At 73.4% G+C, this 23,741-nt stretch carries 20 protein-coding genes; 11 read left to right on the top strand and 9 right to left on the bottom strand.

The window, feature by feature from the left end; translation table 11 throughout:
• Window positions 1-17: 17 nt before the first annotated feature.
• From ACFY0O_RS24390 to ACFY0O_RS24380, 3 genes are read right to left on the bottom strand one after another with little or no spacing between them, the layout of a single operon-like run.
• Window positions 18-1,262, bottom strand: coding sequence for an MAB_1171c family putative transporter (locus tag ACFY0O_RS24390; protein ID WP_388949915.1), 1,245 nt, complete (start codon window positions 1,260-1,262; stop codon window positions 18-20).
• A gap of 2 nt (window positions 1,263-1,264) precedes the next feature.
• On the bottom strand, window positions 1,265-1,801 hold the full coding sequence (locus ACFY0O_RS24385) for a toxin-antitoxin system, toxin component (protein WP_388950058.1): 537 nt from the start codon (window positions 1,799-1,801) through the stop codon (window positions 1,265-1,267).
• A 14-nt stretch (window positions 1,802-1,815) separates the two neighbouring features.
• Window positions 1,816-2,439, bottom strand: coding sequence for a hypothetical protein (locus ACFY0O_RS24380; RefSeq protein WP_388949912.1), 624 nt, complete (start codon window positions 2,437-2,439; stop codon window positions 1,816-1,818).
• A gap of 337 nt (window positions 2,440-2,776) precedes the next feature.
• Between ACFY0O_RS24380 and ACFY0O_RS24375 the strand changes: the two genes are divergently transcribed.
• Window positions 2,777-3,277, top strand: a complete 501-nt coding sequence (locus ACFY0O_RS24375) for a hypothetical protein (RefSeq protein WP_358892228.1) — start codon at window positions 2,777-2,779, stop codon at window positions 3,275-3,277.
• 21 nt (window positions 3,278-3,298) lie between these two features.
• On the opposite strand, the gene kstD is transcribed toward ACFY0O_RS24375, so the two are convergent.
• The gene (kstD, locus tag ACFY0O_RS24370) at window positions 3,299-5,098 is read right to left on the bottom strand and encodes a 3-oxosteroid 1-dehydrogenase (RefSeq protein WP_388949909.1); all 1,800 of its coding nucleotides are present in this window, start codon (window positions 5,096-5,098) and stop codon (window positions 3,299-3,301) included.
• A gap of 190 nt (window positions 5,099-5,288) precedes the next feature.
• Window positions 5,289-6,416: an aminoglycoside phosphotransferase family protein gene (locus ACFY0O_RS24365; RefSeq protein WP_388949906.1), complete on the bottom strand. Its 1,128-nt coding sequence runs from the start codon at window positions 6,414-6,416 to the stop codon at window positions 5,289-5,291.
• A 232-nt stretch (window positions 6,417-6,648) separates the two neighbouring features.
• Here ACFY0O_RS24365 and ACFY0O_RS24360 point away from each other — a divergent pair, with 232 nt between their 5' ends.
• Window positions 6,649-8,151 (top strand): hypothetical protein, encoded by a 1,503-nt coding sequence (locus ACFY0O_RS24360; RefSeq protein WP_358892225.1) that lies wholly within the window; start codon window positions 6,649-6,651, stop codon window positions 8,149-8,151.
• 128 nt (window positions 8,152-8,279) lie between these two features.
• Here the strand turns inward: ACFY0O_RS24360 and ACFY0O_RS24355 are convergent, their stop codons facing one another.
• Both ACFY0O_RS24355 and ACFY0O_RS24350 read right to left on the bottom strand, forming a co-directional pair.
• Entirely contained in the window at window positions 8,280-9,704 is a 1,425-nt protein-coding gene (locus ACFY0O_RS24355) for a PP2C family protein-serine/threonine phosphatase (RefSeq protein ID WP_388949904.1), read from the bottom strand.
• Between the two features lie 207 nt (window positions 9,705-9,911).
• Window positions 9,912-10,160, bottom strand: a complete 249-nt coding sequence (locus ACFY0O_RS24350) for an SCO4226 family nickel-binding protein (RefSeq protein WP_358892223.1) — start codon at window positions 10,158-10,160, stop codon at window positions 9,912-9,914.
• Between the two features lie 306 nt (window positions 10,161-10,466).
• Between ACFY0O_RS24350 and ACFY0O_RS24345 the strand changes: the two genes are divergently transcribed.
• Together ACFY0O_RS24345 and ACFY0O_RS24340 are read left to right on the top strand one after the other, a co-directional pair.
• On the top strand, window positions 10,467-12,713 hold the full coding sequence (locus tag ACFY0O_RS24345) for a molybdopterin cofactor-binding domain-containing protein (RefSeq protein WP_388949902.1): 2,247 nt from the start codon (window positions 10,467-10,469) through the stop codon (window positions 12,711-12,713).
• Between the two features lie 18 nt (window positions 12,714-12,731).
• Window positions 12,732-13,187, top strand: a complete 456-nt coding sequence (locus ACFY0O_RS24340) for a (2Fe-2S)-binding protein (RefSeq protein ID WP_388949900.1) — start codon at window positions 12,732-12,734, stop codon at window positions 13,185-13,187.
• A gap of 19 nt (window positions 13,188-13,206) precedes the next feature.
• Here ACFY0O_RS24340 and ACFY0O_RS24335 read toward each other — a convergent pair whose 3' ends face one another.
• Entirely contained in the window at window positions 13,207-13,626 is a 420-nt protein-coding gene (locus ACFY0O_RS24335; protein ID WP_388949898.1) for an SHOCT domain-containing protein, read from the bottom strand.
• A 176-nt stretch (window positions 13,627-13,802) separates the two neighbouring features.
• Here ACFY0O_RS24335 and ACFY0O_RS24330 point away from each other — a divergent pair, with 176 nt between their 5' ends.
• On the top strand, window positions 13,803-15,755 hold the full coding sequence (locus ACFY0O_RS24330; protein WP_388949896.1) for an APC family permease: 1,953 nt from the start codon (window positions 13,803-13,805) through the stop codon (window positions 15,753-15,755).
• On the opposite strand, the gene ACFY0O_RS24325 is transcribed toward ACFY0O_RS24330, so the two are convergent.
• Window positions 15,661-16,965 (bottom strand): helix-turn-helix domain-containing protein, encoded by a 1,305-nt coding sequence (locus tag ACFY0O_RS24325; RefSeq protein WP_388949893.1) that lies wholly within the window; start codon window positions 16,963-16,965, stop codon window positions 15,661-15,663. The two genes, ACFY0O_RS24330 and ACFY0O_RS24325, sit on opposite strands and share 95 nt — an antisense overlap.
• A gap of 132 nt (window positions 16,966-17,097) precedes the next feature.
• Between ACFY0O_RS24325 and ACFY0O_RS24320 the strand changes: the two genes are divergently transcribed.
• The 6 genes from ACFY0O_RS24320 (at window position 17,098) to ACFY0O_RS24295 (ending at window position 23,727) form a co-directional block, all read left to right on the top strand.
• Window positions 17,098-17,664 (top strand): TetR/AcrR family transcriptional regulator, encoded by a 567-nt coding sequence (locus tag ACFY0O_RS24320; RefSeq protein WP_388949890.1) that lies wholly within the window; start codon window positions 17,098-17,100, stop codon window positions 17,662-17,664.
• 163 nt (window positions 17,665-17,827) lie between these two features.
• Window positions 17,828-18,241 (top strand): hypothetical protein, encoded by a 414-nt coding sequence (locus tag ACFY0O_RS24315; RefSeq protein WP_388949888.1) that lies wholly within the window; start codon window positions 17,828-17,830, stop codon window positions 18,239-18,241.
• A complete protein-coding gene (locus tag ACFY0O_RS24310) occupies window positions 18,238-19,023 on the top strand; it encodes a transcriptional regulator (protein WP_388949885.1) in 786 nt (261 codons plus the stop codon). Before ACFY0O_RS24315 ends, ACFY0O_RS24310 begins: the two co-directional genes overlap by 4 nt.
• Window positions 19,024-19,094: 71 nt before the next feature.
• Window positions 19,095-19,532 (top strand): roadblock/LC7 domain-containing protein, encoded by a 438-nt coding sequence (locus ACFY0O_RS24305; RefSeq protein WP_358892214.1) that lies wholly within the window; start codon window positions 19,095-19,097, stop codon window positions 19,530-19,532.
• A 60-nt stretch (window positions 19,533-19,592) separates the two neighbouring features.
• Window positions 19,593-19,967 carry a hypothetical protein gene (locus tag ACFY0O_RS24300; RefSeq protein WP_388949882.1) on the top strand — a complete coding sequence of 125 codons (375 nt, stop codon included), beginning with the start codon at window positions 19,593-19,595 and terminating at the stop codon, window positions 19,965-19,967.
• Window positions 19,968-20,163: 196 nt separating this feature from the next.
• Window positions 20,164-23,727, top strand: coding sequence for a CDP-glycerol glycerophosphotransferase family protein (locus ACFY0O_RS24295; protein ID WP_388949880.1), 3,564 nt, complete (start codon window positions 20,164-20,166; stop codon window positions 23,725-23,727).
• Window positions 23,728-23,741: the final 14 nt, after the last annotated feature.

Here is a 23,741-nt window from a genome sequence, read left to right as displayed (position 1 = left end):
AACCGCCGAAGGACGTCTCAGGACCGCTCGCGGAAGGAGCCGACGACGGGGGAGCGGCGCAGGGCCCGGGCCACCGCGACCAGGTCCGGCCCCCCGGCCGACCCCGGCACGGGGACCCCGTCCGCCCCCCGCGCCGCAACACCGCCCGGCCCCGCCGCGCCGGCCCCGGCCACAGCCCCCGGACCGGCCACAGCCCCGGCCACCGCCCCCGCCACCGCCGGGACGCCCCGGCGCAGGCTGCGCACCGCCACCGCCACCGCCACCGCGTCGGCCGTCGCCGCGGCCCGGTCGGGCGCCTCGTCGCGGGCCAGGGCCTCGGCGAGGGCCCGCCCCCGGACCCCCGGGTCCATGTACGGCTGCAGCCGCAGCAGCCCGTCGCTGATCAGCGTCCTGCGCTGGACCAGGCGCCGGCTCAGCGGCGTCCGCCGGGGCAGCCGCAGCGAGCCGGTGTCCAGCCCCTCCAGCTCCCGCACGAACGGGGCGAGGGAGCGGTACTGGCGGTAGTCCGTCCACAGCACCTGCGCCGCCTGGCCGGCGTGCGGCAGGATGAAGCCCACCGCGACGAACAGGGCGCACACCGACGCGATGGGCGGGGCCACGTACGTGCTCAGCCAGTCCAGGTCGTGCCCGGTCCAGCGGGCCACCACCGCGATCAGCTTCACGGCGTCGTAGGCGAGGTTCAGGACGAACCCGACGACCAGGAACACCAGACCCGCCCGCAGCCAGCCCGCCACCTCGCGCAGCCAGCTCCGGATGACCGTCGCGGTGACCAGGCAGGCGGCCGTGTGGGCCCCCAGGTACAGCAGGATGTGCTCGCGCATCCAGGGGGTGTTGGCGTAGTAGGTGTCCAGGTCCCGCAGCCGCTCCACCGGCACGTCGGCGAAGGCGAACGTCACCCACAGACCGGCGACCACGGACGCGTACACGGACCAGATCGTCCAGATGGTCCGCCGCACCCGCCGGGGATCGCCCCCGCGCCAGTGGATGACCATGACCAGGCAGGAGGCGCAGAACATCGTCAGCAGCGAGTAGACCAGCGGCGCCGCGAAGTTGCTGACGCCCGTCGAGCTGTTGAGCAGGGCGAGGGTCTTGGGCCGCCCGAAGTAGAAGACCGCCGAGCCCAGCAGGAGCAGGCCGCCCAGGGAGCGCACGTTCGGGTCGATCCGCCAGAACCTCATGATCACCGGCAGCCGGATGGCCAGGGCCAGCGTGAGGATCGCCGCCGGAATGAGGTACGGGATGTAGTACTTGTCCGAGGTCAACGTCAGCCGATCGGCCCGCGGTAGCCCAGGGCGCTGCCGATCCGGCCCGCCACGCCGTCCCGGCGCACGGCACCGGGGGACTCGTCACGCGCCAGCCACGGGCGGCACCGGTCGCCGAGCATCAGACCGAACCGCTCGGCCTCTATCTCCTGGGCGTCCTCGTAGTGGGAGCGGGCGGCGACGCTCGCGTACGTCAGCGAGGAGGCGTCCGGCAGGGACCGGGCCGCGTCGGCCGCCCGGCGGCCGTGGCCGTGCTCACCGCAGTGGCCCGCGTTCATGTGCCACAGCTCGTGCCCCAGGATGACCAGTTGGTGGTCCGGGGTCGTGTACTTCTCCACGACCACGATGTCGTACTTCTCCATGTTCAGCCAGAGACCCGACGTCGTCAGCTCGGTGGGGAAGCGCTCGAAGCGCAGGACGATGGGCCGCCCGCCGCGCGTGCGGCTCATGGCGTCGCACAGGGCGCGGAAGAGGGCCTGCGGATCCGCCGGCGACTCCAGTTCGAGCGAGGAGGTCAGCAGGGTGCACAGCTTGCGCATCGAACGGGACAGGTTCACCGGCCCACCCCCGCGTGCCGCTCGGCGGACAGCATCCCCGTGATCATGCCCAGCAGCAGGGCCTCCTGCGTACGGGTCAGGGGTCTTCCGCGGGTGGAGACGGAGACCAGGCCGTACTGGTCCACGAGGTCTGCCATCAGGTTGCCCGATCGGTAGTCGAGGGATTCGAGGGTGGGCCGCAGGGCCCGGCTCACGGCCTGGGCCGGGGGGTCCGTCAGGAAGGAGGGCTCACGGCCGAAGAAGGCGGCGAAGGCCTTGCAGTGGCGCAGGTGCGGGGGCTTGCGCCCGGACACCAGGGCGTCGACCCACCGGGGCGGGGCGCCGATCGTGGCCGCGATGTCCGCCACCCGGTAGGGGCGGCCGCCGGTGTCGCGGGAGACCGCGTACAGGAACGCCGCCCGCCGCCGGACCCGTTCCTCGGTCCCCCCGGCCGCCGGCTCGGCAACCTCCTCGCCGCGCAGCAGGGCCGCCGTCACCTCCAGGGGGACGCCGGCCCGCTCCGAGAGGCTCCGCGGATCGAGGAGGGCCTCCACGTCCAGACCCCTCTCCGCGGCGCGCACGCGTATCCGTTCCAGCGTCACGGCGAGGGGGAGCGGCGGATCGCCAGCAGAAACGGTCATCCGTCGTGCTCCCCTACGTCCGAGGCCGCCTGTGCGCCCGGGATGGCGGTCGGCCCCCCGGCCGTCGAGATCCCCACCTGATCCCCACCTGCGGATCGTAGTCGCCGATTCGAAAACGATCGCGGACGGGTGGCGGGGACCGACAGCAAGATACAGCCAGGAGGGCCCGTGGCGGCAGGAAAAAGAGCAGGCCGGGAGCCGGCCGCGCAGTAAGGAGTATGGCGGATGGACACCCCATACCCGCAGGTCCGGGATGTTTTGCGACGCTTCGGCCCCGCCCCGGCGGCCGGAGCACCCCGGGGCCGGAAAACCCGCGCGGCCACGTACCATGGGCCGCATGTCCTTCCTCCGCCGCCACCGCGCCGCCACACCCGCCGGCCCGGACTTCGACGTCCTGGCCATGGACCCGGGGGACTGGCCGGGCAACCTCGGGGCCGGGCTGCTGCCCGCCCCCGACGGCAGCTGCCAGGGCGTCTTCCTCCGCTACGACCTCTTCGGCGGCCGCGGCCCCGCGATGATCATCGGCAACCTCCCCGAGGGGTCCCCGGCCCGGGACCTCGCCGACGGGCAGGTGCCCTTCGAGGTGGCCCAGCTCCTCGACGCCCTCGAGAACGACGAGGAGGTCGAGGTCACCGGCACCGAGGACTGCCCCGTCATGCAGGGCGACAACCTCCTCATCGTCCGCAAGGTCAAGCTCTCCGAGGGCCGGATCTCCTGCGTCCAGTTCGACCGCAGCGACAACGTCCTCGTGACGATCGCCAGCTGGGACCGCCCCATCACCGACGACCTCTACGCGCTGCTGAAGCCGCTCCCCGCCGAGCTCTTCCAGCAGGGCTGACCCTCCGGGGCCGCCGCGCCCTCAGGCGGTGTCCGCGATGTCGTTCGCCGCCACGTAGCCGAAGGTCATCGCGGGCCCGATCGTCGACCCGGCCCCCGCGTAGCTGTGCCCCATCACCGCCGCGCTCGCGTTGCCCGCCGCCCACAGGCCCCGGATCACCGACCCGTCCGCCCGCAGGGCGCGGGCCCGGGCGTCGGTGACGATGCCGCCCTTGGTCCCCAGGTCGCCCGGCACGATCCGGAACGCGTAGAACGGCGGGGCCCAGACCGGCGCCAGGCAGGAGTTCGGGGTCACGTTCGGATCCGTGTAGTAGTGGTCGTAGGCCGTGTCCCCGCGGTGGAAGTCCGGGTCGGAGCCGCTCCACGCCTGGGCGTTGAAGCGGTTCAGCGTCGCCCGCAGCGCCGCCGCCGGCACCCCGATCTGCCCGGCCAGCGCGTCCCAGGTCCACGCCTTCCTCGCGGCGCCCGCGTCGAACCACGCGTCCGGGAAGGGCAGCGTCGGCAGGACGTCCTTGAACAGGTACCGGTTGCGGTAGTTCTGGTCCACGATCAGCCAGGCCGGTATGTGGGAGCCCATGGCGGCCCGGTCCTTCTCGTACATCACGTGCACCACGTCGCTGTAGGGCGCGGCCTCGTTCACGAACCGCGTCCCTGCCCGGTTGACCATCAGACCGCCCGGCAGGGTCCGCTCCGCCAGGCAGAAGTACGGCTCCCCGGGCAGCGGGATCGACGGTCCCCACCAGGCGTCCTCCATCAGCGCCAGCGCCGCGCCCGCCCGCTGCCCCGCCAGGATGCCGTCGCCGGTGTTCTCCTTCGCGCCCACCGACCACCCGGTGCCGATCGGCTGCTGCTGGTAGCGCTCCCGCATCGCCGCGTTGTGCTCGAAGCCGCCCGAGCCGACCACCACGCCCCGCCGGGCCCGGACCACACCCCGCACGCCCTCCTTCTCCACCACCACCCCGGTGACCGCCCCGCCCTCCTGGACCAGGTCCACCAGCGGGCTGTTCAGCCACACCGGCACCCCGGCCCGCATCAGTCCGGCCCGCAGCCCCGTGGCCAGCGCCTGCCCCATCGTCAGCGGCCGCTGGCCCAGCAGCGCCGCCTTCGTCCCACGAGCCAGGCACTCCGTGGACACCGCCAGGCCCTTCGCGGTCACCGCGGCCAGGTTCAGCCACTTGTAGTCCTGGCTGAACACCACCATCCCGGCCGGCACCGGCATGTACGCCGGATTCAGGTGCGCCAGCTCGGCGCCCAGGACGTTGCCGTCGATCTGGTCCGGCTCGATGGAGCGGCCGTTCGGCAGGCCGCCCGGCAGGTTCGGGTAGTAGTCGCTGTAGCCGTCCATGAAGCGGAACCGCAGCGGGCTGGCGGCCATGACGAAGTCCAGCATCCGGGGGCCGTTGTCCAGGAAGGCCCGCTGCCGGTCGGCCGGCACGTCCGGCCCCACCACCGCCGACAGGTACCGCGCCGCCTTCTCCGGGGTGTCCGGCACCCCCGCGCCCAGGATCACCGAGTTGTTCGGCAGCCAGATCCCGGCCCCGGAGCGCGCCGCCGAACCGCCGAAGGTCGGGGCCTTCTCCACCACCAGCACGCTCAGCCCGCGCCCGGCGGCGGTGAGCGCGGCGGTCATCCCGGCCGCCCCCGACCCCACCACCACGACGTCGTACTCCCCGAGCGGGGCCCCGTCGGCCCGTGCGGCGGCCCCCGGCAGCACGGCGGAGGCGAACACCCCGGCCCCCGCCCCGGCGAGCACCGTCCGGCGGGAGGGGAGGGCGGGGCGCGCCGGGTCGGCGCTCGCGGACGTGGACACGGCCTCGGTCATGGGCGGGCTCCAGTGGTGTGGGAAGGGGCGGGTCCGGTCTCCTGGTGCTGAGTCAGAAAAGGTGTTCGGGGGATCATGTGATGTCAAGGCACGCGCGCCGGGGCGATCGCCCCGAACGGCCGAAATCCCGTGGTCCCCCCACCAGGTGGGGGGACCACGGGATTTTCGGAGCGCGGGGGAGGAGGCGGGATCAGCGGGTGCCGACCGCCGCCCGGACCGCTCTGCGGGCCATGCCCGCGTCGTCGTGGAGGCGGCGCAGCAGCAGGCGCTGCTCCTCCCCCGAGGAGACGGCCCCCGCGGGCAGCGGCTGGGTCGCGGGCGCCGCCAGCATCGAGCGCTGCACGGCCGTCTCGCACATCCGGATCTCCCTGGTCAGCACCAGCATCAGGTTGACCAGGAAGGCGTCCCGGGCGGCCGGCCCGGCCGACTGCGCCAGCCGGCTGATCTGGCTGCGGGCCGCCGGGGCGTCACCCAGCACCGCCCACAGCGTCGCCAGGTCGTAGCCCGGCAGGTACCAGCCCGCGTGCTCCCAGTCCAGCATCACCGGACCGGCCGGGGACAGCAGCAGGTTCGACAGCAGCGCGTCACCGTGGTTGAACTGCCAGGGGACGCCCGCCATCCGCAGCCCGTGGAGCAGCTTCTGCAGGTCGCCGTAGTCCCGGTCGGTCAGCAGCCCCAGGTCGTGGTCCCGGGAGATCCTCCGCGCGTAGTCCACGGGGTGCCCGAACAGATCGGCCGGCGGACGCCACTGGTTGACCCGGCACACCGCGCCCAGCGCCGCCCGTACGTCGGTCCTCGGAGGTGCCTCCACGGGATGCCGCTGGAGGGCGGCGACCCGGCCGGCCATCCGCTCGACGACCAGGACGCAGTTCTCCGGGTCGGCGGCGATCAGCCGGGGCACACGGACCGGCGGGCGGTGCCGGACGAAGGTCCGGTACGTCGCTATTTCGTGCCGGTACCGCTCGCGCCACTCGGGCGAGTGGTCCAGTAAAACCTTCGCCACCGCGGTCATCCGGCCTGTCGTCCCCACCAGCAGGACCGACCGGCCGCTGCGCCGCAGCACCTGGACCGGGGCGAACTCCGGACAGATCCGCTGGACCGACGCGAGCGCGGTGCGCAGCTGCGCACCCTGCGGCCCGGACAGGTCGATTCTTCCGCTCAACGGCTGCGATCCGGCCGCCGGCATCCGCCGCGCCCGTACGGCGCCCTGCGCCGGGACGGGCTGACGGCCGGGTTCGAGGGAGATGCCGCCGCCCCCCGCCTGGAGGGTGCGGTGCGGACGGACCGGGGCGGACACGGAGGACGTTGCTGCGTACATGGCTTCTACGGTTCCCTTCGTGCGCCGACGAGTTGCGTACCCCTCCCCGCCGGATCCCGTGCTTCACCCTGGGGAGTTCCGCCGGTGAACCGGGTCGGGGAGGCGCATTCCTACCTGACACCCGGCGGCAGGTGGCGAACCACGGGGCGGGCCCTGGCGAACCCTGGCGAATAGTCCACGGGGAACTGACAGGGGGTTACTGTCAACTCAGCCGAGAACCTGGGGGCTTGACGTGAGCAAGGGTCCAAACACCCGTCTGAACGACCTGTTCGGCCTGGCCGGCTGGTCGAAGGGCGAACTCGCGAGGATGGTCAACCGGCAGGCGGCCGCGATGGGCCACCACCAACTGGCCACCGACACCTCGCGGGTGCGGCGCTGGATCGACATGGGGGAGACCCCCCGCGAGCCGGTGCCCACGGTACTGGCAGCACTGTTCACCGAGCGGCTCGGTCGTGTCGTGACCATCGAGGACCTCGGGTTCGTACGACAGCGGCGCACCGCGAAACGGCAGCCGGACGGGGCGAAGGAGAACCCCGACGGAGTGCCCTGGGCGCCCGAACGCACAGCCGCGGTCCTCACCGAATTCACGGGAATGGACCTCATGCTCAACCGTCGCGGCCTGATGGGCGCGGGCGCCGCGCTCACCGCCGGCTCAGCCCTCAGCAACGCCATGTACGACTGGCTGCAAGGCGATCCCGCCACCGCCAAGGACCCCCAGCGCTTCGGCGACCCCTACCAGGCCGACCCGGCGGGCTACGACCGCTACGAGGCCGCCCCCATCGGCTCGCAGGAGATCGAGGCCCTGGAGCGCTCGGTCGAGGTGTTCCGGGCCTGGGACGCCTCCAGAGGCGGCGGGCTCCAGCGCAAGGCCGTCGTGGGCCAGCTGAACGAGGTCGGCGGGATGCTCGCCTACCACCACCCCGACCACCTCCAGCGCCGGCTGTGGGGGGTGGCGGCCAACCTGGCGGTGCTGGCGGGCTGGATGTCGCACGACGTCGGCCTCGAACCGACCGCGCAGAAGTACTTCGTCATCGCCGCGCACGCGGCGCGCGAGGGCGGCGACCGCCCGCGCGCCGGCGAGGCGCTGTCCCGGGCCGCCCGGCAGATGGTCCACCTGGGCAAGCCGAACGAGGCCCTGGACCTGATGAAGCTGGCCCAGGCCGGCTCCGGGGACCAGACCCTGCCGCGCACCCGCGCCATGCTGCACACCATCGAGGCCTGGGCGCAGGCCGCCATGGGCAAGGGCCAGGCCATGCGCCGCACCCTGGGCGAGGCCGAGGACCTGTTCGTGTCCGACAAGGGCGACGTACCGCCGCCGTCCTGGATGCAGCACTTCGACGAAGCCGACCTGCACGGGATGCAGGCCCTGGCGTACCGCACGCTCGCCGACCACGACGCCTCGGCGGCGCCGGTCGCGGCGAGGCACGCCAGGGAGGCGCTGCGGCTGCGCGGCGACGGCCACCAGCGCTCGCAGATCTTCGACTACATCTCCATGGCCTCGGCCTGCTTCATCGCCGACGATCCCGAGCAGGCCGACCGCTATGCCCGCCTGGCCCTGGTCTCGATGAACGAGACCTCCTCGCACCGGACGTGGGACCGGCTCCGCGAGATGTACCGGCTCACCGGCCAGTACGCGGGCTGCGCGCGCATCGAGGACCTGCGCGAGGAGATCGAGCAGGCCCTCCCCGACCCGTCCCCGAGCGCCGCCGCGCGCGGTGTGCAGGCGGAGGTCTAGGGGGCGGTGCCGCGGGCCGTGGCGGAAGGGGAAGCGGACGGGGCCGCGCCGTGGGCGCGGCCCCCGGATCGGACCGTCGGATCAAACCGTCGGGCCGGGCTGTCGGAACGCGGTGAAGGCGGGCCCCGCTAGCCGCCGATACGGGCCACCAGCACGCAGGCGTCGTCCTCGCGCTCGTTCTCCCCGAACTCCTCCGTGACCATCCGGACGCAGTCGCGCGCCGAGCGCGCCGCGGAGAACCGCGGTGCGAGCGCCAGCAGCCGCTCCGTCTGGTCCGACCGGCCGAACTCGGAGCCGTGCGGGGCCAGTCCGTCGGTATACAGCACGAGTACGTCGCCCAGTTCGAGGACTTCCTCGGCCTGCCCGTACACGGCCCCCGAGGTGGCGCCCAGCAGGACCCCCTCGGGCGGCTGGAGCGCACGCCCCCGGCCGCGCCGGAACAGGAGCGGTGCGGGATGCCCGGCCTGGGCCCAGGAGAGCAGCCGGCGGTCGGGGTCGTAGCGGCAGCAGACGGCCGAGCCGAGGGCCGGCTGCGCGGAGGTCTCCAGCAGCTGGTTGAGCCAGCCCATCAGCGGGCCCGGCTCGATGCCGGCCATGGCCATCCCGCGCAGGGCGCCGAGCATCATGGCCATGCCGGAGGTGGCGCTCACGCCGTGGCCGGTGAGGTCGCCGACCGTCAGGAGGGAGCGGCCGTCGGGGAGTTCGAGGGCGTCGTACCAGTCGCCGCCGATCAGGGTGCTGGTCGCGGAGGGCAGGTAGTGCGCGGCCACGTCCATCGTGCCGGCGTGTTCGTGCGGGAACCGCAGGGAGCCGCGCCACGGGGGGAGCACGGCTTCCTGCAGCTCGACCGCCAGCCGGTGCTCGGTCTGCGCGATCTCCCGCTGGCGCTGCAGCGAGTCACGGGACTCGCGCTCCGCCCGCTGGCTGCGGCGCAGTTCGCTGACGTCGCGCAGCACGGCCCACATCGAGGCCGTGCAGCCGTCCGCGTCGAGTACCGGCTCGCCCCTCATGTGCAGCGTCCGGACGCGGCCGTCGGCCCGGACGATGCGGAACTCGCCGTCTATCGGCTTGCCGTCGACGAGGCAGTCGGTGACCATCGCGGTCAGCAGCGGCTGGTCCTCGGAGAACAGGGTGGAGCCCAGCTCGTCGAGGGGGAGCGGGCCCGCCTCGGGGGAGCGGCCGAAGATCTGGAAGAGCTCCTCGGACCAGGTGACCTCGTCCGTCAGCAGGTTCCACTCGGCGCTGCCGACGCGGGTCTGGCGGTCCTCGGAGGCGGGCTCCGGGCGCGCCGGGGGGAGTTCGACGTGCTCGGGGGCGGGCGGCAGCCCTTCCTTGAGCTGGCCCAGGTGCTGGCCGAGGTCGTCGAGGTGGTGCACGGCGAGGTCGCACAGGGCGCGCTGCCAGCGGCCCTGGGCGTCGTCGTCGTCCACGACGGTGTCGCGGCGCACGGCGTCCACTTCGCCGCGCAGCCGGCGGGTCTGCGAGATCAGCGCGTCCACGGATCCCGGCTCGGGCGGCTGCGCGGAACGGTCCGCGTACAGGTGGGACGGCATGAGCACTCCGATACAGGCGCGGCGATACAGGCGCGGCACGGCCAGGTCTGAAAGAAGGACCGGTTACGACTGTGGCACAGCGCGAGACAGCCTGTAAGGCGTTTGGCAACATCCGTAACGTTCTTGCTCACGGCATATGCCGAAGGCCTCCCGTTTGCCTCCCGTCCGTACGAACATTTCCGGTCAGTATCGAAGTGCCCCGTCCCGTCAGACGCTGAGCGGAACCGCGTGGATCTCGTCGGCGGGGTGCCCCGCCCGCTCGTGGATCTTCTGGACCGCCTCCGCCGACGGGGCCTCGGAGAGGCAGTAGACCTCGCCGGACTGGGGGTCGGCCCAGGCGCGCTGGAACGTGACCTTCTCGTCCGACTGGATGGCGAGGTCCGCCTTGTGGGCTTCCATCAGCTGGTCCGCGGTGATGCCCTTCATACCGTGGTGGACATCCATGAACTGGGCCATCGCCGTACACCTCCTCCTGTGTCGCCAACGCGTACGGCTCTGCTTCCATCGTCCGCCCCTGGCCGGAAATCGGCCTTCCGGGCGGCACGCCTCGATCGTACGGGCGAGATGTGCGAGGGCCGGGGCCCGGCGGGGCCGCCGGAAGGCGGGGTCGGGGGCCCGTCCGGGGCACCACTCGAACGAAGGACCCCGTGCGTCACTTCCGCTTCCCACCCCACCGCTTGATCGCTACCCTACGTGTCGGTAACGAGCCGGTGCGGTCCGCTTCTTCGCGCGCGGGCCGGGGGAGGGTGGGGCAGGACCAAGATGGCAGTGGAGAGCAGCACGCCGACGGGGCGGGACGGGAGCGGCCACAGCCGCCGGTCCTTCCTGACCTGCCTGGTCGCGGCCCCGACCCTGGCGCTCGTCACCCGCGCCGGCGCCGACGCGCTGGCCCCGCAGCCCGCGCACGCCGTGATCCCGAGCCTGCCCGAGGTGGCCGACCTGGTCGACCTCGGGGACCTGTTCATCCTGGCCGGCGCCCCGACCTCCGCCCTCCTGGCGCTCGTCGTCGAGGAGGACGGCACCATCCGCTTCCGGCTGCCCCGCGAGGAGGTCGGCCAGGGTCTGACCACCGCCGTCGCGATGCTGGTCGCGGAGGAGCTCGACGCCCCGCTGGACCGGGTCCGGGTGGAACTGGACGACGCCCGCCCCGAGCTGCTGTTCAACCAGCTCACCGGGTCCTCCAACTCCATCCGCTCCCTGTACGGGCCGGTCCGCCAGTGCGCCGCCACCGCCCGGGCCCGCCTCGTCGCCGCGGCCGCCGCCCGCTGGAACCTCCCCGCCTCCGCACTGACCACCGCGGGCGGCTCCGTACGGGCCGCCGACGGGCGGAGCGCCGGCTACGGCAGCCTCGCCGCGGCCGCCGCCGCCCCCGGCCTCGTGGTCCTCGGCGCCACGCCCAAGCCGGCCGCCCGGCGCACCTTGGTCGGCACCCGGACCAGCCGCATCGACGCCCGGGCCATGGTCACCGGCGCCCAGCGCTACACCCTCGACCTCGACGTGCCGGGAGCCAAGCCCTGCGTGGTGCGCCGCCCGCCCAGCCTCGGCGGCACCGTCCGCTCCGTGGCCAACCGCGCGGCCGTCCAGGCCATGCCGGGCGTCCTGCACGTGGTGACGGTCCCCACCGGGGTCGCCGTGGTCGCGGAAACGTTCGGCCAGGCCCTGGACGCCAAGGCGGCCCTCCAGGTCGAGTGGGGTCCCGGCCCCGCCGACCAGCTCTCCGACGAGCAGGTCCGCGCCAAGCTCCGCGCCGCCACCCCGCCCCTGCTGGTGCCGCCGCTGCTCACCCCGTACGTGGACGCCGAGTTCGACTTCGCCTTCGTCAGCCACGCCCCGATGGAGACCAACTCGGCCGTCGCCGACGTCCGCGACGACCGCGCCGAGATCTGGTCCGGCCTCAAGTCCCCCATCGTCGCCCGCGAGACCATCGCCGCCGACCTCGGACTGCCGCTGGACAAGGTGAAGGTGCACGTGGTCCAGGCGGGCGGCTCCTTCGGCCGGCGCCTGTTCTTCGACGCCGCCCTGGAGGCCGCCCGCGTCTCCAAGGCCTGCCGCCGCCCGGTGAAGCTGATGTGGACCCGCGTGGACGACACCCGGCACGGCCGGATGCGCCCCGCCACCCACCACAGGATCCGCGCCACCCACCTGCTCGGCGAGGTGCTCAGCTTCGAGCACCGCGTCGCCGCCGCCGAGACCGACTTCCGGCACGGGCTCGGCGAGATCATCACCGCCACCGCCGCGAGCCTGCCCTCCGGCATCGGCAACGCCACCCTCGCCCAGACCCTGTTCCTCACCACCGTGAAGTCCCCGTACCACTTCGGGCTCACCACCCAGGCGCTGACCGAGGTGCCGACCGGCATACCCACCGGCTCCTGGCGCTCGGTCTACTCGGCCAACACCCGGGGCGCCGAGGAGATCATGGTCGACGAACTGGCCGCCGCCACCGGCAAGGACCCCTACCGCTTCCGGCGCACATTCCTGAAGACCGACGCCCAGCGCGCCGTGCTCGACAAGGCGGCCACCGAGGGACAGTGGGGCCGCGCCCTCCCCGCCGGCTGCGCGCAGGGCATCGCCTTCCACGAGGAGTACAAGTCGCGCACCGCCTGCCTGGTGGAGATCGACGCCCGCGACCGCGAGCACGTCCGCGTCACCCGGGCGGTCATCGCCGTCGACGTGGGCCTGCCCGTCAACCCCCGCGGACTGGAGGCCCAGATGATCGGCGGCCTCACCGACGCCATCTCCACCACCCTGCGCGCCGGCCTGCACCTGGACAAGGGGCTCCCGCTGGAGGGCAGTTACAGCCAGTTCCACTGGGCCAGGCAGCGCGACACCCCGCAGGACGTACGCGTCTTCGTGCTCCCGGCCACCGGCACCGAGCCGGGCGGCGCGGGCGAACTCGGTCTGCCCGCCGCCGTGGGGGCCATCGCCAACGCCTGGGCCCGGGCCACCGGTTCCAAGCCGCGCAGCTTCCCCCTCGACTTCGACGTCGACTTCACCCCCTACCCGCGCTGACCCCTGGAGTACGCCGCCGTGCCCTCGCACACCTTCACCGTCAACGGCCGGAGCGTCACCGTCGACGCGCCCGACGACCTCCCGCTGCTGTGGGTGCTCCGCGACCTGCTCGGCATCACCGGCCCCAAGTACGGCTGCGGGGTGGACGTCTGCAAGGCCTGCACCAGCCACCTCGACGGGGTGGACGTCCGCCCCTGCGTGGTGCCGGTCTCCGCCTGCGCGGGCAAGCGCGTCACCACCATCGAGGGGCTCGCGGACGGCGACCGGCTCCACCCGGTCCAGGAGGCCTGGCTCGAACAGGACGTCGCCCAGTGCGGCTACTGCCAGCCGGGGCAGATCATGGCCGCCGTGGCCCTGCTGAAGCGGACGAGCGAGCCCACGGACGAGGACATCGACGCCATCGCCAACATCTGCCGCTGCGGGACCTACTTCCGCATCCGCGAGGCCATCCGCAGCGCGGCCGCCAGGATGTGACGGCCGCCCGCGGACGGGGTCAGGCCAGGAGCTTCTCCTTGGCCTGGCGGAACTCCTCCTCGCTCAGCTCGCCCTTGGCCCGCAGGTCGGAGAGCTTCACCAGGTCGTCCGCCGTGGCCTTGGCGGGGGAGGGCGAGGCGGCGGTCTCCCGGATGTAGGCGTTGAAGGCCTCCTGCTGCTCCTGCACGTGCTTGATCTCCCGCTTGCCCATGTCCCGGCCGCGGACGATCACGTAGACGAGGACGCCCAGGAACGGGATCAGGAACAGGAAGATCAGCCAGGCGGCCTTGACCCAGCCGCTCATCGCGTGGTCGCGGAAGACGTCCACCACGACCCGGAACAGCAGGATCAGCCACATCACCCAGAGGAAGATCCACATCACGGTCCAGAACGCACCGAGCACCGGGTAGTCGTAGGCCAGGTCGACGGAGGTCACCACGGCCGTCTCCTTCCGTAGGGGCCGGCCGCCCCGCGCGGATGGCCGCGCGGCGGCCGACCGGATCACCATCGCAGCGCCCGTTCAAGATCGCCACTGGGCCGTACGGGGGACGCCGACCCGGCGGAGTGCCACCCCTGAACGTCTGAAATCCGTACGAGATGGATATCCATCGCGGAATGAGGCGAATCAATGCGAAACGGTTGCTGGTCGGTGAGCCCCTCGACACCGCGCGCCTGGGCGAGACCCTGCTGCCCAAGCGGCTCGCCCTGCCCATCTTCTGCAGTGACCCGCTCTCCTCCGTGGCCTACGCCACCGAGGAGATCCTGCTGATCCTCGCCCTCGGCGGAGTCGCGCTGCTCCACCTCGCGTGGTACGCGGCCGCCGCCATCGTCTTCCTGCTGGTGGTCGTCGTCGCCTCCTACCGGCAGACCTGCCACGCCTACCCCGGCGGCGGGGGCGCCTACGTCGTCAGCTCCGAGAACCTCGGCCCCACCGCGGCCCTCACCGCCGCCAGCGCCCTGCTCGTCGACTACGTGATGACCGTCGCCGTGTCCGTGGTCTCCGGCGTCGCGGCGATCACCTCGGCGATCCCCTCCCTCAGCGACCACCAGGTCGCGATGTCGGTCGCCTTCGTGGTGCTCCTGACGCTGATGAACCTGCGCGGGGTACGGGAGTCGGGGCGCGTCTTCGCCGTCCCCACGTACGGGTTCGTGCTCATCATCTACGTGATGTTCGCCGTCGCCGCCGTCCGCCTCGGCACCGGTGCGACCATCCGGGCCGAGTCCGCCCACCTGCCGATCGACGCCGCCGGCACCTACACCGGCATCGCCGTCGTCTTCCTGGCCCTGCGCGCCTTCGCCTCCGGCTGCACCGCCCTCACCGGCGTCGAGGCCATCAGCAACGGCGTGCCCGCCTTCCGGAAGCCGAAGGCGAAGAACGCGGCGACCACCCTGGCCGCGATGGGCGTGCTCTCCGTGACCATGTTCGCCGGCATCACCGCCCTCGCCATGGCCTACCGGGTGCACGTCGCCGCCGACCCCACCGAACTGGGCCTGCCCCCGGGCACCCCGATGTCCACCGCCCTCGCCCAGATCGGCCGGGCCACCTTCGGGGACCTGGACTTCCTCTTCTACCTGCTCCAGGCCGCCACCGCGGGCGTCCTGGTCCTCGCCGCCAACACCGCCTTCAACGGCTTCCCGATGCTGGCCTCGATCCTCGCCAAGGACCACTACGCGCCCCGCCAGCTCTACAACCGGGGCGACCGGCTCGTCTACTCCAACGGCGTCGTCCTGCTCGCGCTCGCCGCCATCGCCCTCATCGTCGCCTTCGACGCCCAGCTGACCCGCCTCATCCAGCTCTACATCATCGGCGTCTTCGTCTCCTTCACCCTCTCCCAGGCAGGCATGGTCCGGCACTGGCGGCGCGCGCTCGCCGACCCGGCCACCCCGCGCGGCGGGCGGGTCCACATCCACCGCCGGCTCGCCATCAACGCCGTCGGGGCGCTCATGACCGCCGTGGTCCTGGTCATCGTCCTGATCACCAAGTTCACGCACGGCGCCTGGCTGGTCGTCATCGCCATGCCCGCCCTGTTCCTCGGCATGAAGGGGGTCCGCCGGCACTACGACCAGGTCGCCGGGCAGGTGGCCGTGGCGCCCGGCGAGCGGCCGCGCAGACCGGCCCGCCACCACGTCGTCGTCCTCGTCGCCAACGTCCACGCGCCGACCCTCAAGGCCCTCGGCTACGCCCAGGGGCTGCGGCCCGACACCCTCGGCGCGCTGTCCGTGGCCGCCGACGAGCAGGAGGCGCAGCGGCTGCGCCAGGCCTGGGCGGAGATCGACCCCGGCATGCCGCTGAAGGTGCTGCACTCGCCGTACCGGGAGGTGGTCGGACCCGTGGTGGCCTACCTGGAGGAGGAGGCCGCCGCCGAGGGCACCGACATGCTCTCGGTGGTCATCCCCGAGTACGTCGTCGGCCACTGGTGGGAGCAGCCCCTGCACAACCAGAACGCGCTGCGGCTCAAGGCGAGGCTGCTGTTCACCCCGGGGATCGCGGTGATCGACGTGCCGTACCTCCTGGAGTCGGCCCGCCACCACCCGCAGCCGGGTCCGCCGGAGGCGGCCCGGCCTTAGCGCGCGGGGCCGCCGGGGCGTGGGCCAGCGCCGCGTGGGCCAGGGCGAGTTCCACCACGTGCGCCGGGTCCGACAGGGTCCGGCCGGTGAGCTGCTCCAGGCGCCGCAGCCGGTTGGAGACGGTGTTGCGGTGGCAGTAGAGCCGCTGGGCGGCGTACGTGGTCGAGCCCTGGCAGGCCAGCCAGGTGCCCAGGGTCGTCAGCAGCACCCGCGCCTCCTGTCCGGGCAGCGCCAGCACCGGCCCCAGCACCACCTCCCGCAGCCGGGCGGCGAGTTCCGGGTCCGCCGCCACCAGCGCCGCCGGGAGCCGCTCGTCCAGGAGGGCGGCGCCGGACCCGGCCGGGGCGGTCGGCGCCACCCGCAGCGCGAGCGCCGCCAGCCGGCGGGCCCCTGCGAGCTCGGCCGGGGACGCGACCACCGGGCTGATCCCGGCGCGCACGGGGAGCGGGGCGAGCAGGACGCGCAGGGACTCCAACGGGTGGTGGCCCAGCTCGGCGACCCCGGTCTCCCCGTCGGCCCGGACCCGCCACAGCACCCGCGGCGCGTCGGCCACTCCGGCCGCGCCGTCCGCCGCACCACCCGGCCCGCCCGGGCCGGCGGTCCCCGGGCGGGGCGGGGCCAGGGCCACCACCGCGAAGCGGCCCCGTTCGGGGAGTCCCAGCCGGACGGCCGCCGCGAGCGCCGGCTCCGGATCCGCCCCGGCGGCGCCGGGACCGTCGAGCAGCGCGTCCAGCAGGGCCGCCCGCCGCTCCCGTTCCCCGTCCTCCCGCTCGGCCCCCGCCCGGTGGTACGCCTCCGACGCGGCGTCCGTCAGCCGGTCCACCACGTCCCACAGCGCGTCGGGCCCGGCCGGCAGCCGGGCGAGCGCAGAGCGGTCGTGTACCGCCACCGCCTCGGTCAGGCACTGCCACACCAGCCGCGCGCCCTCGCGGTAGGTGCGCCGCAGGGGGTCCAACGGGAGCCCCCGTCCGGCCCGTTCGGCGCCGGCGGCCCGGGCGTCCGCCACGTCGACCGGCTCCCCCCGGCAGGCGCCGACCAGGCCGTCGAGGATCCGGCGCAGGACGAGCCGGATCCGCTCCCGGACCCCGGCCCGGCCCAGCGGGACGGCCCAGGCGGGTTCCCGGGCCAGCGTCCGGTCGGTGAGCCGGTCCGCCGCGAGGGCGATGCGGCGGTCCAGGTCCTCGCGTATCTCCTCGACGATCCGCTCCATGACGGGCAAGGGTGACACGGGTGAGGGGGCGGTGGGGAGGGCCCGGAGCGGCCCGGTCCGCTAGCGTGTTCGGAGCACTGCGGCTGCAGTGCTCACGCCCAGCCGCTCCGCCAGACCCCAGGGGGACCGCCCATGCGCCAGAATCCGGAACGCCGGGCCGCGCTGCTCGACGCAGCCATCGAGGTCCTGGCCCGCGAGGGCTCCCGGGGCCTGACCCTGCGGGCCGTGGACAAGGAGGCGGGCGTACCGACGGGCACCGCCTCCAACTACTTCGCCCACCGCGGCCAGCTGCTCTCGCAGATCCTGCGCCGCACCCGCGAGCGCCTCGCCCCGCCCCCCGAGGACCTGGCCGGCTCGCCGGACACCCTGGAACTGCTGCGCCGGCTCCTCGGCCGGCTGCGGCGCGAGCCCAGCGTGCACACGGCCGTCCTGGAGCTGCGCCTGGAGGCCACCCGCAGGCCGGAACTGCGCGAGGAGCTCTCCGCGTTCCTCGCCGAGGAGCTGGAGGCGAACATCGCCGGGCACCTGGAGGCGGGCCTGCCCGGGGACCGGCAGGGCGTGGAACTGCTCTACTTCGCCATGCAGGGCCTGATCGTGGACGACCTCACCGTCCCCGCCCTGCTCGACGCCCACCCGGTGGAGCCCCTCCTCGGGGTGATGGTCGAGCGCCTGCTCCCGCCGGGGCCGGGACAGTCTTGATCAAAAACAAACGGGTTCCGGCCAAGCTGCCGTGCAGGACCGCGCATGTTCCCGCGGAAAATGCCAGAACCCCCTTCCGCAGTGTGGAACTTGAGTAAGTTCCCTCCTGTCACGCCGTACGACGAACGTGTGCCCAGCGCGTTCGGCCGGGAGGGGAGCCCGCGTGCCCGGGATCGACGAATGCCTGCTCGAAGCCATGGCCCTGCCGGGCGCGCGGGGGGCCGCGCTGGTCGACTGGAGCAGCGGACTGGCCCTCGGGACCGTCGGTGAGTCCCCGGTGGGCGACCACGAGACCACCGCCGCCGAGACCGCCGAGCTGGCCCGGGCGGCCGCCGAGTACGAGTCCTTCGCCCAGCCCGCCCCCGCGCCGCCGCCGGCCGGCGGCGGGGGGCCGGCGGGCCCGCCCGTCGAGGACCTGATCGTCACCACCCGGACCGGCTACCACGTGCTCCGCTTCGTGGAGACCAGCTTCGACAGCAGCGTCTTCCTCCACCTCTGGCTCGACCGCGCCGAGGGCAACCTCGCTCTCGCCCGGCTCAGACTCCGCGCCCTCGCCGAAGGGCTGGTGCTCCGGTGACCACCGCTCCCGCACAGGGCCTCGCCGCCGTCTCCCCGCTGCTGACCCGGCTCGCCGCCGAGCGCGCCACCGGCGCCCTGCTGCGCGACCGCGGCACGCTCTTCCTGGAGGACGGCCGCATCGTGCACGCCGAGAGCCCCTCCACCCCGGGGCTGGACGTGCTGCTGACCACCGGCGGGGGGCTGGCCCCCGAGCGCTGGAACGAGGCCCTCAGCGAAGCCGGGGCCACCCGGCAGGTCGCCCGGTTCCTCGTGGACAGCGGGGGCCTGGCCGGCGGCGAGCTGGAGATCTGCCACCTGGCCGCGATATTCGACGCCGCCTTCTTCGCCCTCTCCCCGGGCAGCGGCCCGTCCCGCTTCCGCCGCGGCGCCACCCACTGGATCGGCTCCATGCGCTCCGTCCCGGCCGCCGCCGTGGAGCGCGAGACCCGCAGGCGCCGCGAGCTGCTCGACGCCGTGTGGCCCTACCCGCGGCTCGACACCGCCCCGGTCGTGCCCCGCCCGGCCGCGCCCGGGCAGATCGTCACCGCCCGGCAGCGGGCCCTGCTCGCCCAGGCGGACGGCGTACGGACCCCCGCCGACCTGGCGTGGGTCCTGGGCCGGCCCGCCTTCCACACCCTGCTCGACGTACGAAGACTCGCGGCCGCCGGGCTCGTCGAGACGCCGCACGTCCGGCCGGCCCCGGCGCCGGCCGCACCCCTGCCCGACTGGATGACCCAGGCCCAACCCCCGGACGTGGCGCTGCTCCGCCGGTTACGCGACGCACTGGAGGCAAGCCTGTGAGGCTCCCGCTCCGACCGGTTCTGCGAGCCGACCGTTCCGAGCGGAGGCCGCCCGAAGGGAGGAAGGCCGACATGAACACGCTGATGCTGCCCGCCGAGGCCGAAGCCGAGGTTCTCGCCGAGCTCCGCCGGCTGCGGGCCCGGGTGCCCCAGCTCAGCGGGGCGCTCGCGGCGAGCGCCGACGGGCTGGTCCTGGCGCAGGACAGCGCCGCGACCGAGGCCGAGTCCGTCGCCGCGCTGACCGCCGCCGCCCTCGGCGTGGCCCAGCGGTTGAGCGACTGCACCGGCCAGGGCGGCTTCCGCGAGCTGCTCGTCCGCGGCGAGCACGGCTACGTCGCCACGTACGCCGCGGGCGAGGCGGCCGTGCTCACGCTGATCGCCGAGCCGCGCGTCAACGTCGGCCGCCTCCACCTGGAGGCGCGCCGCTCCAGCGTCCGGATAACCGAGCTCATAGAGCACAGCCTGGGCCGCAGGTCCGGCCCCGAGGCGCCGGCGCCGGACCGTTCCTGACCGCTCCCGGCCGACAGTCCAGAACCAGCCAAAAAGCAAACGACTGCAAAGGAAACCCCCATGGTCAACGTGGAAACCGCCCTCAAGGAAGCCACCACCAGCATCGAGGGCGCGATCGGCGCGGCCCTCGTCGACTACGGCAGCGGCATGGCCCTCGGCCACGTCGGCGGCGGCAAGGACCTGGACCTCACGGTGGCCGCGGCCGGCAACACCGACGTGGTGCGGGCCAAGGTCCGCACGATGGAGATGCTGGGTCTGAAGGACGAGATCGAGGACATCCTGATCACTCTCGGCAGTCAGTACCACCTGATCAGGCTGATGAAGGGCCGCAACAGCGAGGGCTTCTTCCTCTACCTCGCCCTCGACCGGAGCAGGGCCAATCTGGCCATGGCCCGGCACCAGCTGAAGAAGATCGAGGAGAGCCTGGAGGTCTGACGGCTCCGGCGGCGGCCCGCGGTGGGCCGCGACGGCACGGTGGCGGGCGGCTGAATTCTTTGCCGTCCGCCCCGGCGGACCGAGCGATATGTCCGAAATGGGTCGGCTTTATCATCCTGTTACAGAGTAAGATGCTGTAATTGGCTGATCATCAACCCGGTCGACAAAGATAAAAACGCTGGAGAACCCGCCACCCATGCCCCCGCGCCTGAGCATCGTCGTGCCCTCCTACAACGTCGAGCTCTACCTCGACGAGTGCCTGGAATCCCTTGCAGCCCAGACTTTCGACGACTTCGAAGTCGTCATCGTCGACGACGGGTCCACGGACAACAGCGCGGCCATAGCCGCGGCCTTCGCTGAGCGTGACCAGCGCTTCCGGGTGGTCCTGCAGCAGAACGCCGGTCTCGGCGCCGCACGGAACGTCGGCTTCCGCCACGCCTCGCCGGACAGCGAGTACATAGCCTTCGTCGACAGCGACGACACCCTGCCGTCGGACGCCTACCAGAAGCTGATCGACGCCCTCGACTCCAGCGGCTCCGACTTCGCCGCGGGCAACGTCAAGCGCTTCCGCTCCGTCGGCATGCAGCAGTCCTGGGGCCACCGCGTCGCGTTCGCGAACACCCGGCTCAAGACCCACATCTCCAAGTTCCCGGCGCTGGTCACCGACCGCACCGCCTGGAACAAGGTCTACCGGCGCGGCTTCTGGGAGGAGCACGGCTTCCAGTACCCCGAGGGCATCCTCTACGAGGACGCCCCCGTCAGCATCCCCGCGCACTACTTCGCCAAGAGCGTCGACGTGATCAGCGACGTCGTCTACCACTGGCGGGTCCGCGAGACCGGCGAGCGCTCCATCACCCAGCGCTCCACCGACCCGGTCTCCGTCATCGACCGCGTCACCTCCGTCCGCCTGGTCCGCGAGGCCCTCCTCGGCAAGACCGGCGAGAAGTACGCCCGCTACCTGCGCGACTACGACTACAACGTGCTGAGCGAGGAACTCCCGCTCATCTACAAGTACGTCGCCGAAGGCGGGGACGACTTCCGCGCCGCCTTCGTCAAGGAGGTCGGCGGCCTCGTCCGCGAGATCGGCACCGGCCCCTGGAGCGACCTCACCGTCGCCGACCGGCTCAAGGCGTTCCTGGCCCGCGAGGGCCGCGTCGAGGAGTTCATCGCCCTCCTGCACCACCAGCGGGACTTCTCCTACAGCGTGCCGGTCAAGGGCCTGGCCCGCCCGCAGGCCGACTACCCCTTCCTCAAGGCGCCCGTCCCGCCCAAGCTGCTGACCCTCGGCCCGCGCGAGCGCCGCATCGTCAGCCGGCTGGAGCAGGCCGCATGGAGCGACGGCAAGCTGCTGCTGCGCGGCTACGCCCTGCCCGGCCACATGGGCGCCGAGAGCCGCCTGGGCTCCCGCAAGATGCTGGTCTTCCGCGAGCAGGGCAAGCGCCGCCGCACGGTGGTCCCCACCCGCACGGTGGCCTCCCCGATGGCCACCGTGAACTCCCCGCACCTCGCCCTGCGGCACGCGGACTGGGCCGGCTTCAGCGCCGTCGTCGAACCCACCGTCTTCCAGTCCGGCGGCAAGTGGCGCGAGGGCGTGTGGACCACCTCCATCGCCGTCACCGGCCCCGGCGGCCTGCACCGGGCCCGCCTGCGCGGCGGTGAGCACGACAGCGGCACGAACCCGCCCTCCTACTGGGCCACGCCCGACGTCCGCATCGTGCCGACCGTCGCGGGCGCCCTCACCGTCCAGGTCGAGATCGTCCGTGCCCGCGTCCTGGACGTCCGCCCCCACGGCGACGACGCCCTCGAACTCTCCGGCGAGCTGGCCGCGGGCGCCGGCGAGGGCATCACCCTGCGCGCCGAACACGCCGGCACCGGCACGGCCCTCGACATCCCGCTCACCCTGGGCAGCGCCCCGTCCGGCGGCCGCATCCCCTTCACCGCCGTCGTCCCCCTCGCCGGACTCGGCGACGTCGCCGCCGCCCCGGCGCCCGGCGAATGGACCCCCGAGGCCTGGACCCTGGCCGTGGTCCGCCCCGACGGCACCCGCCACCCGCTGGTCCACGACGAACGCGGCGGCTTCACGGGCCTGGCCGTACCGCTCCCCGGCGGCGACGGCGAGCTCGCCGTCTTCGCCAAGCGCTCCAAGGGCGGCCACCTCCTCCTGTCCGTCCAGCCCGCCCCGCCGCTCGTCGACACCGTCTCCGCCGAGAACGGCACGCTGACCCTGCGCGGCACCTTCCGCGCCCCCGCGGACAGCGCCGACGAGCCGTACGAGCTGGTCCTGCACGACCACCACGGCACCGAGTTCAGCTACCCCGTCACCCGTGACGGAGACCGCTTCGAAGCCGCCTTCGAGCCCGTGCTCCCCGAGCCGTACGCCGGCCGCACCAGCCTCCCGCACGGCCGCTGGTGGCCCACCCTGCGCCCGGTGAGCCAGGGCGGCACCACCGCCGGCCTGCTCGGCGTCGACCGCGGCGCCCCCGTCCAGCTCGTCGCCACCGCCCTGACCGCGGGTCCCCACCCGGTCACCGTCCTGGGCCGCCGCATGCGCGTCGAGGCCCGCCACCACGACCGCATGGTCCTGGTCAGCGACCCGCTGCTGAGCCCGCACGACCGCTCCCGCTACGCCCAGCGCGTCGCCCGCGACGAGACCTACCCGGCACAGCAGCAGCTCCCGGTCAAGGACCTGGTCGTCTACGACACCTTCGGCGGCAACGGCGCGGGCGACTCGCCCCGCGCCATCCACGAGGAACTCCTGCGCCGGGGCGAGAAGCTGGACCACGTCTGGCTGGTCCGCGACGGCCGCGCCGAGGTCCCCCCGACCGCCCGCGCCGTCCAGTACGACAGCCTGGAGGCCTGGGACGTCCTGGCCCGCGCCCGCTTCTACGTGGTCAACGACAGCGTGCCGATGCACTTCCGGCGCCGCCCGGGCCAGACGGTCGTCCAGACCTGGCACGGCACGCCGCTCAAGCAGATCGGCTACGACTTCACGCACGACTACTACACCAGCCCCGAGGTGCTGGAGGGCCTGGCGCACGACAGCGCCCAGTGGACGCTGCTCGCCTCCCCGAGCTCGTACGCCACCCCCGTCCTCAAGCGGGCCCTCGGCTACGACGGCGAGGTCGTCGAGTCCGGCAGCCCGCGCGCCGACGCGCTGGTCCGTCCCGACGCGGAGCGGATCGCCGAGGTCCGCCGGCGGCTCGGCCTGCCGGAGGGCAAGAAGGTCGTCCTGTACCTGCCGACCTGGCGCGAGAACCGCGAGGACTGGAGCGGCGGCTACAAGCTCGACCTGCGGATCGACCTGGACGCGGCCCGCCGCGAGCTCGCCGAGGACCACGTCCTCCTCGTCCGCGGCCACCACCTGGTGCGCGAACAGCTCCGCGACGGGGTGCGCGACGGGTTCGTCGTGGACGTCTCCCGCTGGCCCGACACCACGGACCTGCTGCTCGTCGCCGACGTCCTCGTCTCGGACTACTCCTCCGCGATCTTCGACTTCGCGCTGACCGACAAGCCGATCCTGCTGTTCACGTACGACCTGGAGCACTACCGCACGACCCTGCGCGGCTTCAACTTCGACCTGGAGGAGAAGGCCCCCGGCCCGCTGCTGAAGGATTCGGCCGCCCTGATCGAGGCCGTCCGCGACGCCGACGCCGTGGCCGCCCGGTACGCCGACGCCCGGAAGGCGTTCCGCGCCGAGTTCTGCGACCTCGACGACGGCCACGCCGCCGAGCGGGTCGTCGACCGGATGCTCGGGAAGTAGTCGGGTAGCCCGGA

Origin of the sequence: Streptomyces sp. NPDC001594, assembly GCF_042893675.1 — a bacterium.
Lineage (GTDB): Bacteria > Actinomycetota > Actinomycetes > Streptomycetales > Streptomycetaceae > Streptomyces.
The sequence above is the reverse complement of the archived record's forward strand: the minus strand, read 5'-3'. Positions and strand labels throughout refer to the sequence as shown.

Bases quoted from the DNA above. Each gene is read 5' to 3' on its own strand.
- ACFY0O_RS24385 (WP_388950058.1), bottom strand. From the start codon at position 1,801: ATGCGCAAGCTGTGCACCCTGCTGACCTCCTCGCTCGAACTGGAGTCG.
- ACFY0O_RS24380 (WP_388949912.1), bottom strand. From the start codon at position 2,439: ATGACCGTTTCTGCTGGCGATCCGCCGCTCCCCCTCGCCGTGACGCTG.
- ACFY0O_RS24375 (WP_358892228.1), top strand. From the start codon at position 2,777: ATGTCCTTCCTCCGCCGCCACCGCGCCGCCACACCCGCCGGCCCGGAC.
- kstD (WP_388949909.1), bottom strand. From the start codon at position 5,098: ATGACCGAGGCCGTGTCCACGTCCGCGAGCGCCGACCCGGCGCGCCCC.
- ACFY0O_RS24365 (WP_388949906.1), bottom strand. From the start codon at position 6,416: ATGTACGCAGCAACGTCCTCCGTGTCCGCCCCGGTCCGTCCGCACCGC.
- ACFY0O_RS24355 (WP_388949904.1), bottom strand. From the start codon at position 9,704: ATGCCGTCCCACCTGTACGCGGACCGTTCCGCGCAGCCGCCCGAGCCG.
- ACFY0O_RS24350 (WP_358892223.1), bottom strand. From the start codon at position 10,160: ATGGCCCAGTTCATGGATGTCCACCACGGTATGAAGGGCATCACCGCG.
- ACFY0O_RS24345 (WP_388949902.1), top strand. From the start codon at position 10,467: ATGGCAGTGGAGAGCAGCACGCCGACGGGGCGGGACGGGAGCGGCCAC.
- ACFY0O_RS24330 (WP_388949896.1), top strand. From the start codon at position 13,803: ATGAGGCGAATCAATGCGAAACGGTTGCTGGTCGGTGAGCCCCTCGAC.
- ACFY0O_RS24325 (WP_388949893.1), bottom strand. From the start codon at position 16,965: ATGGAGCGGATCGTCGAGGAGATACGCGAGGACCTGGACCGCCGCATC.
- ACFY0O_RS24320 (WP_388949890.1), top strand. From the start codon at position 17,098: ATGCGCCAGAATCCGGAACGCCGGGCCGCGCTGCTCGACGCAGCCATC.
- ACFY0O_RS24305 (WP_358892214.1), top strand. From the start codon at position 19,095: ATGAACACGCTGATGCTGCCCGCCGAGGCCGAAGCCGAGGTTCTCGCC.
- ACFY0O_RS24300 (WP_388949882.1), top strand. From the start codon at position 19,593: ATGGTCAACGTGGAAACCGCCCTCAAGGAAGCCACCACCAGCATCGAG.
- ACFY0O_RS24295 (WP_388949880.1), top strand. From the start codon at position 20,164: ATGCCCCCGCGCCTGAGCATCGTCGTGCCCTCCTACAACGTCGAGCTC.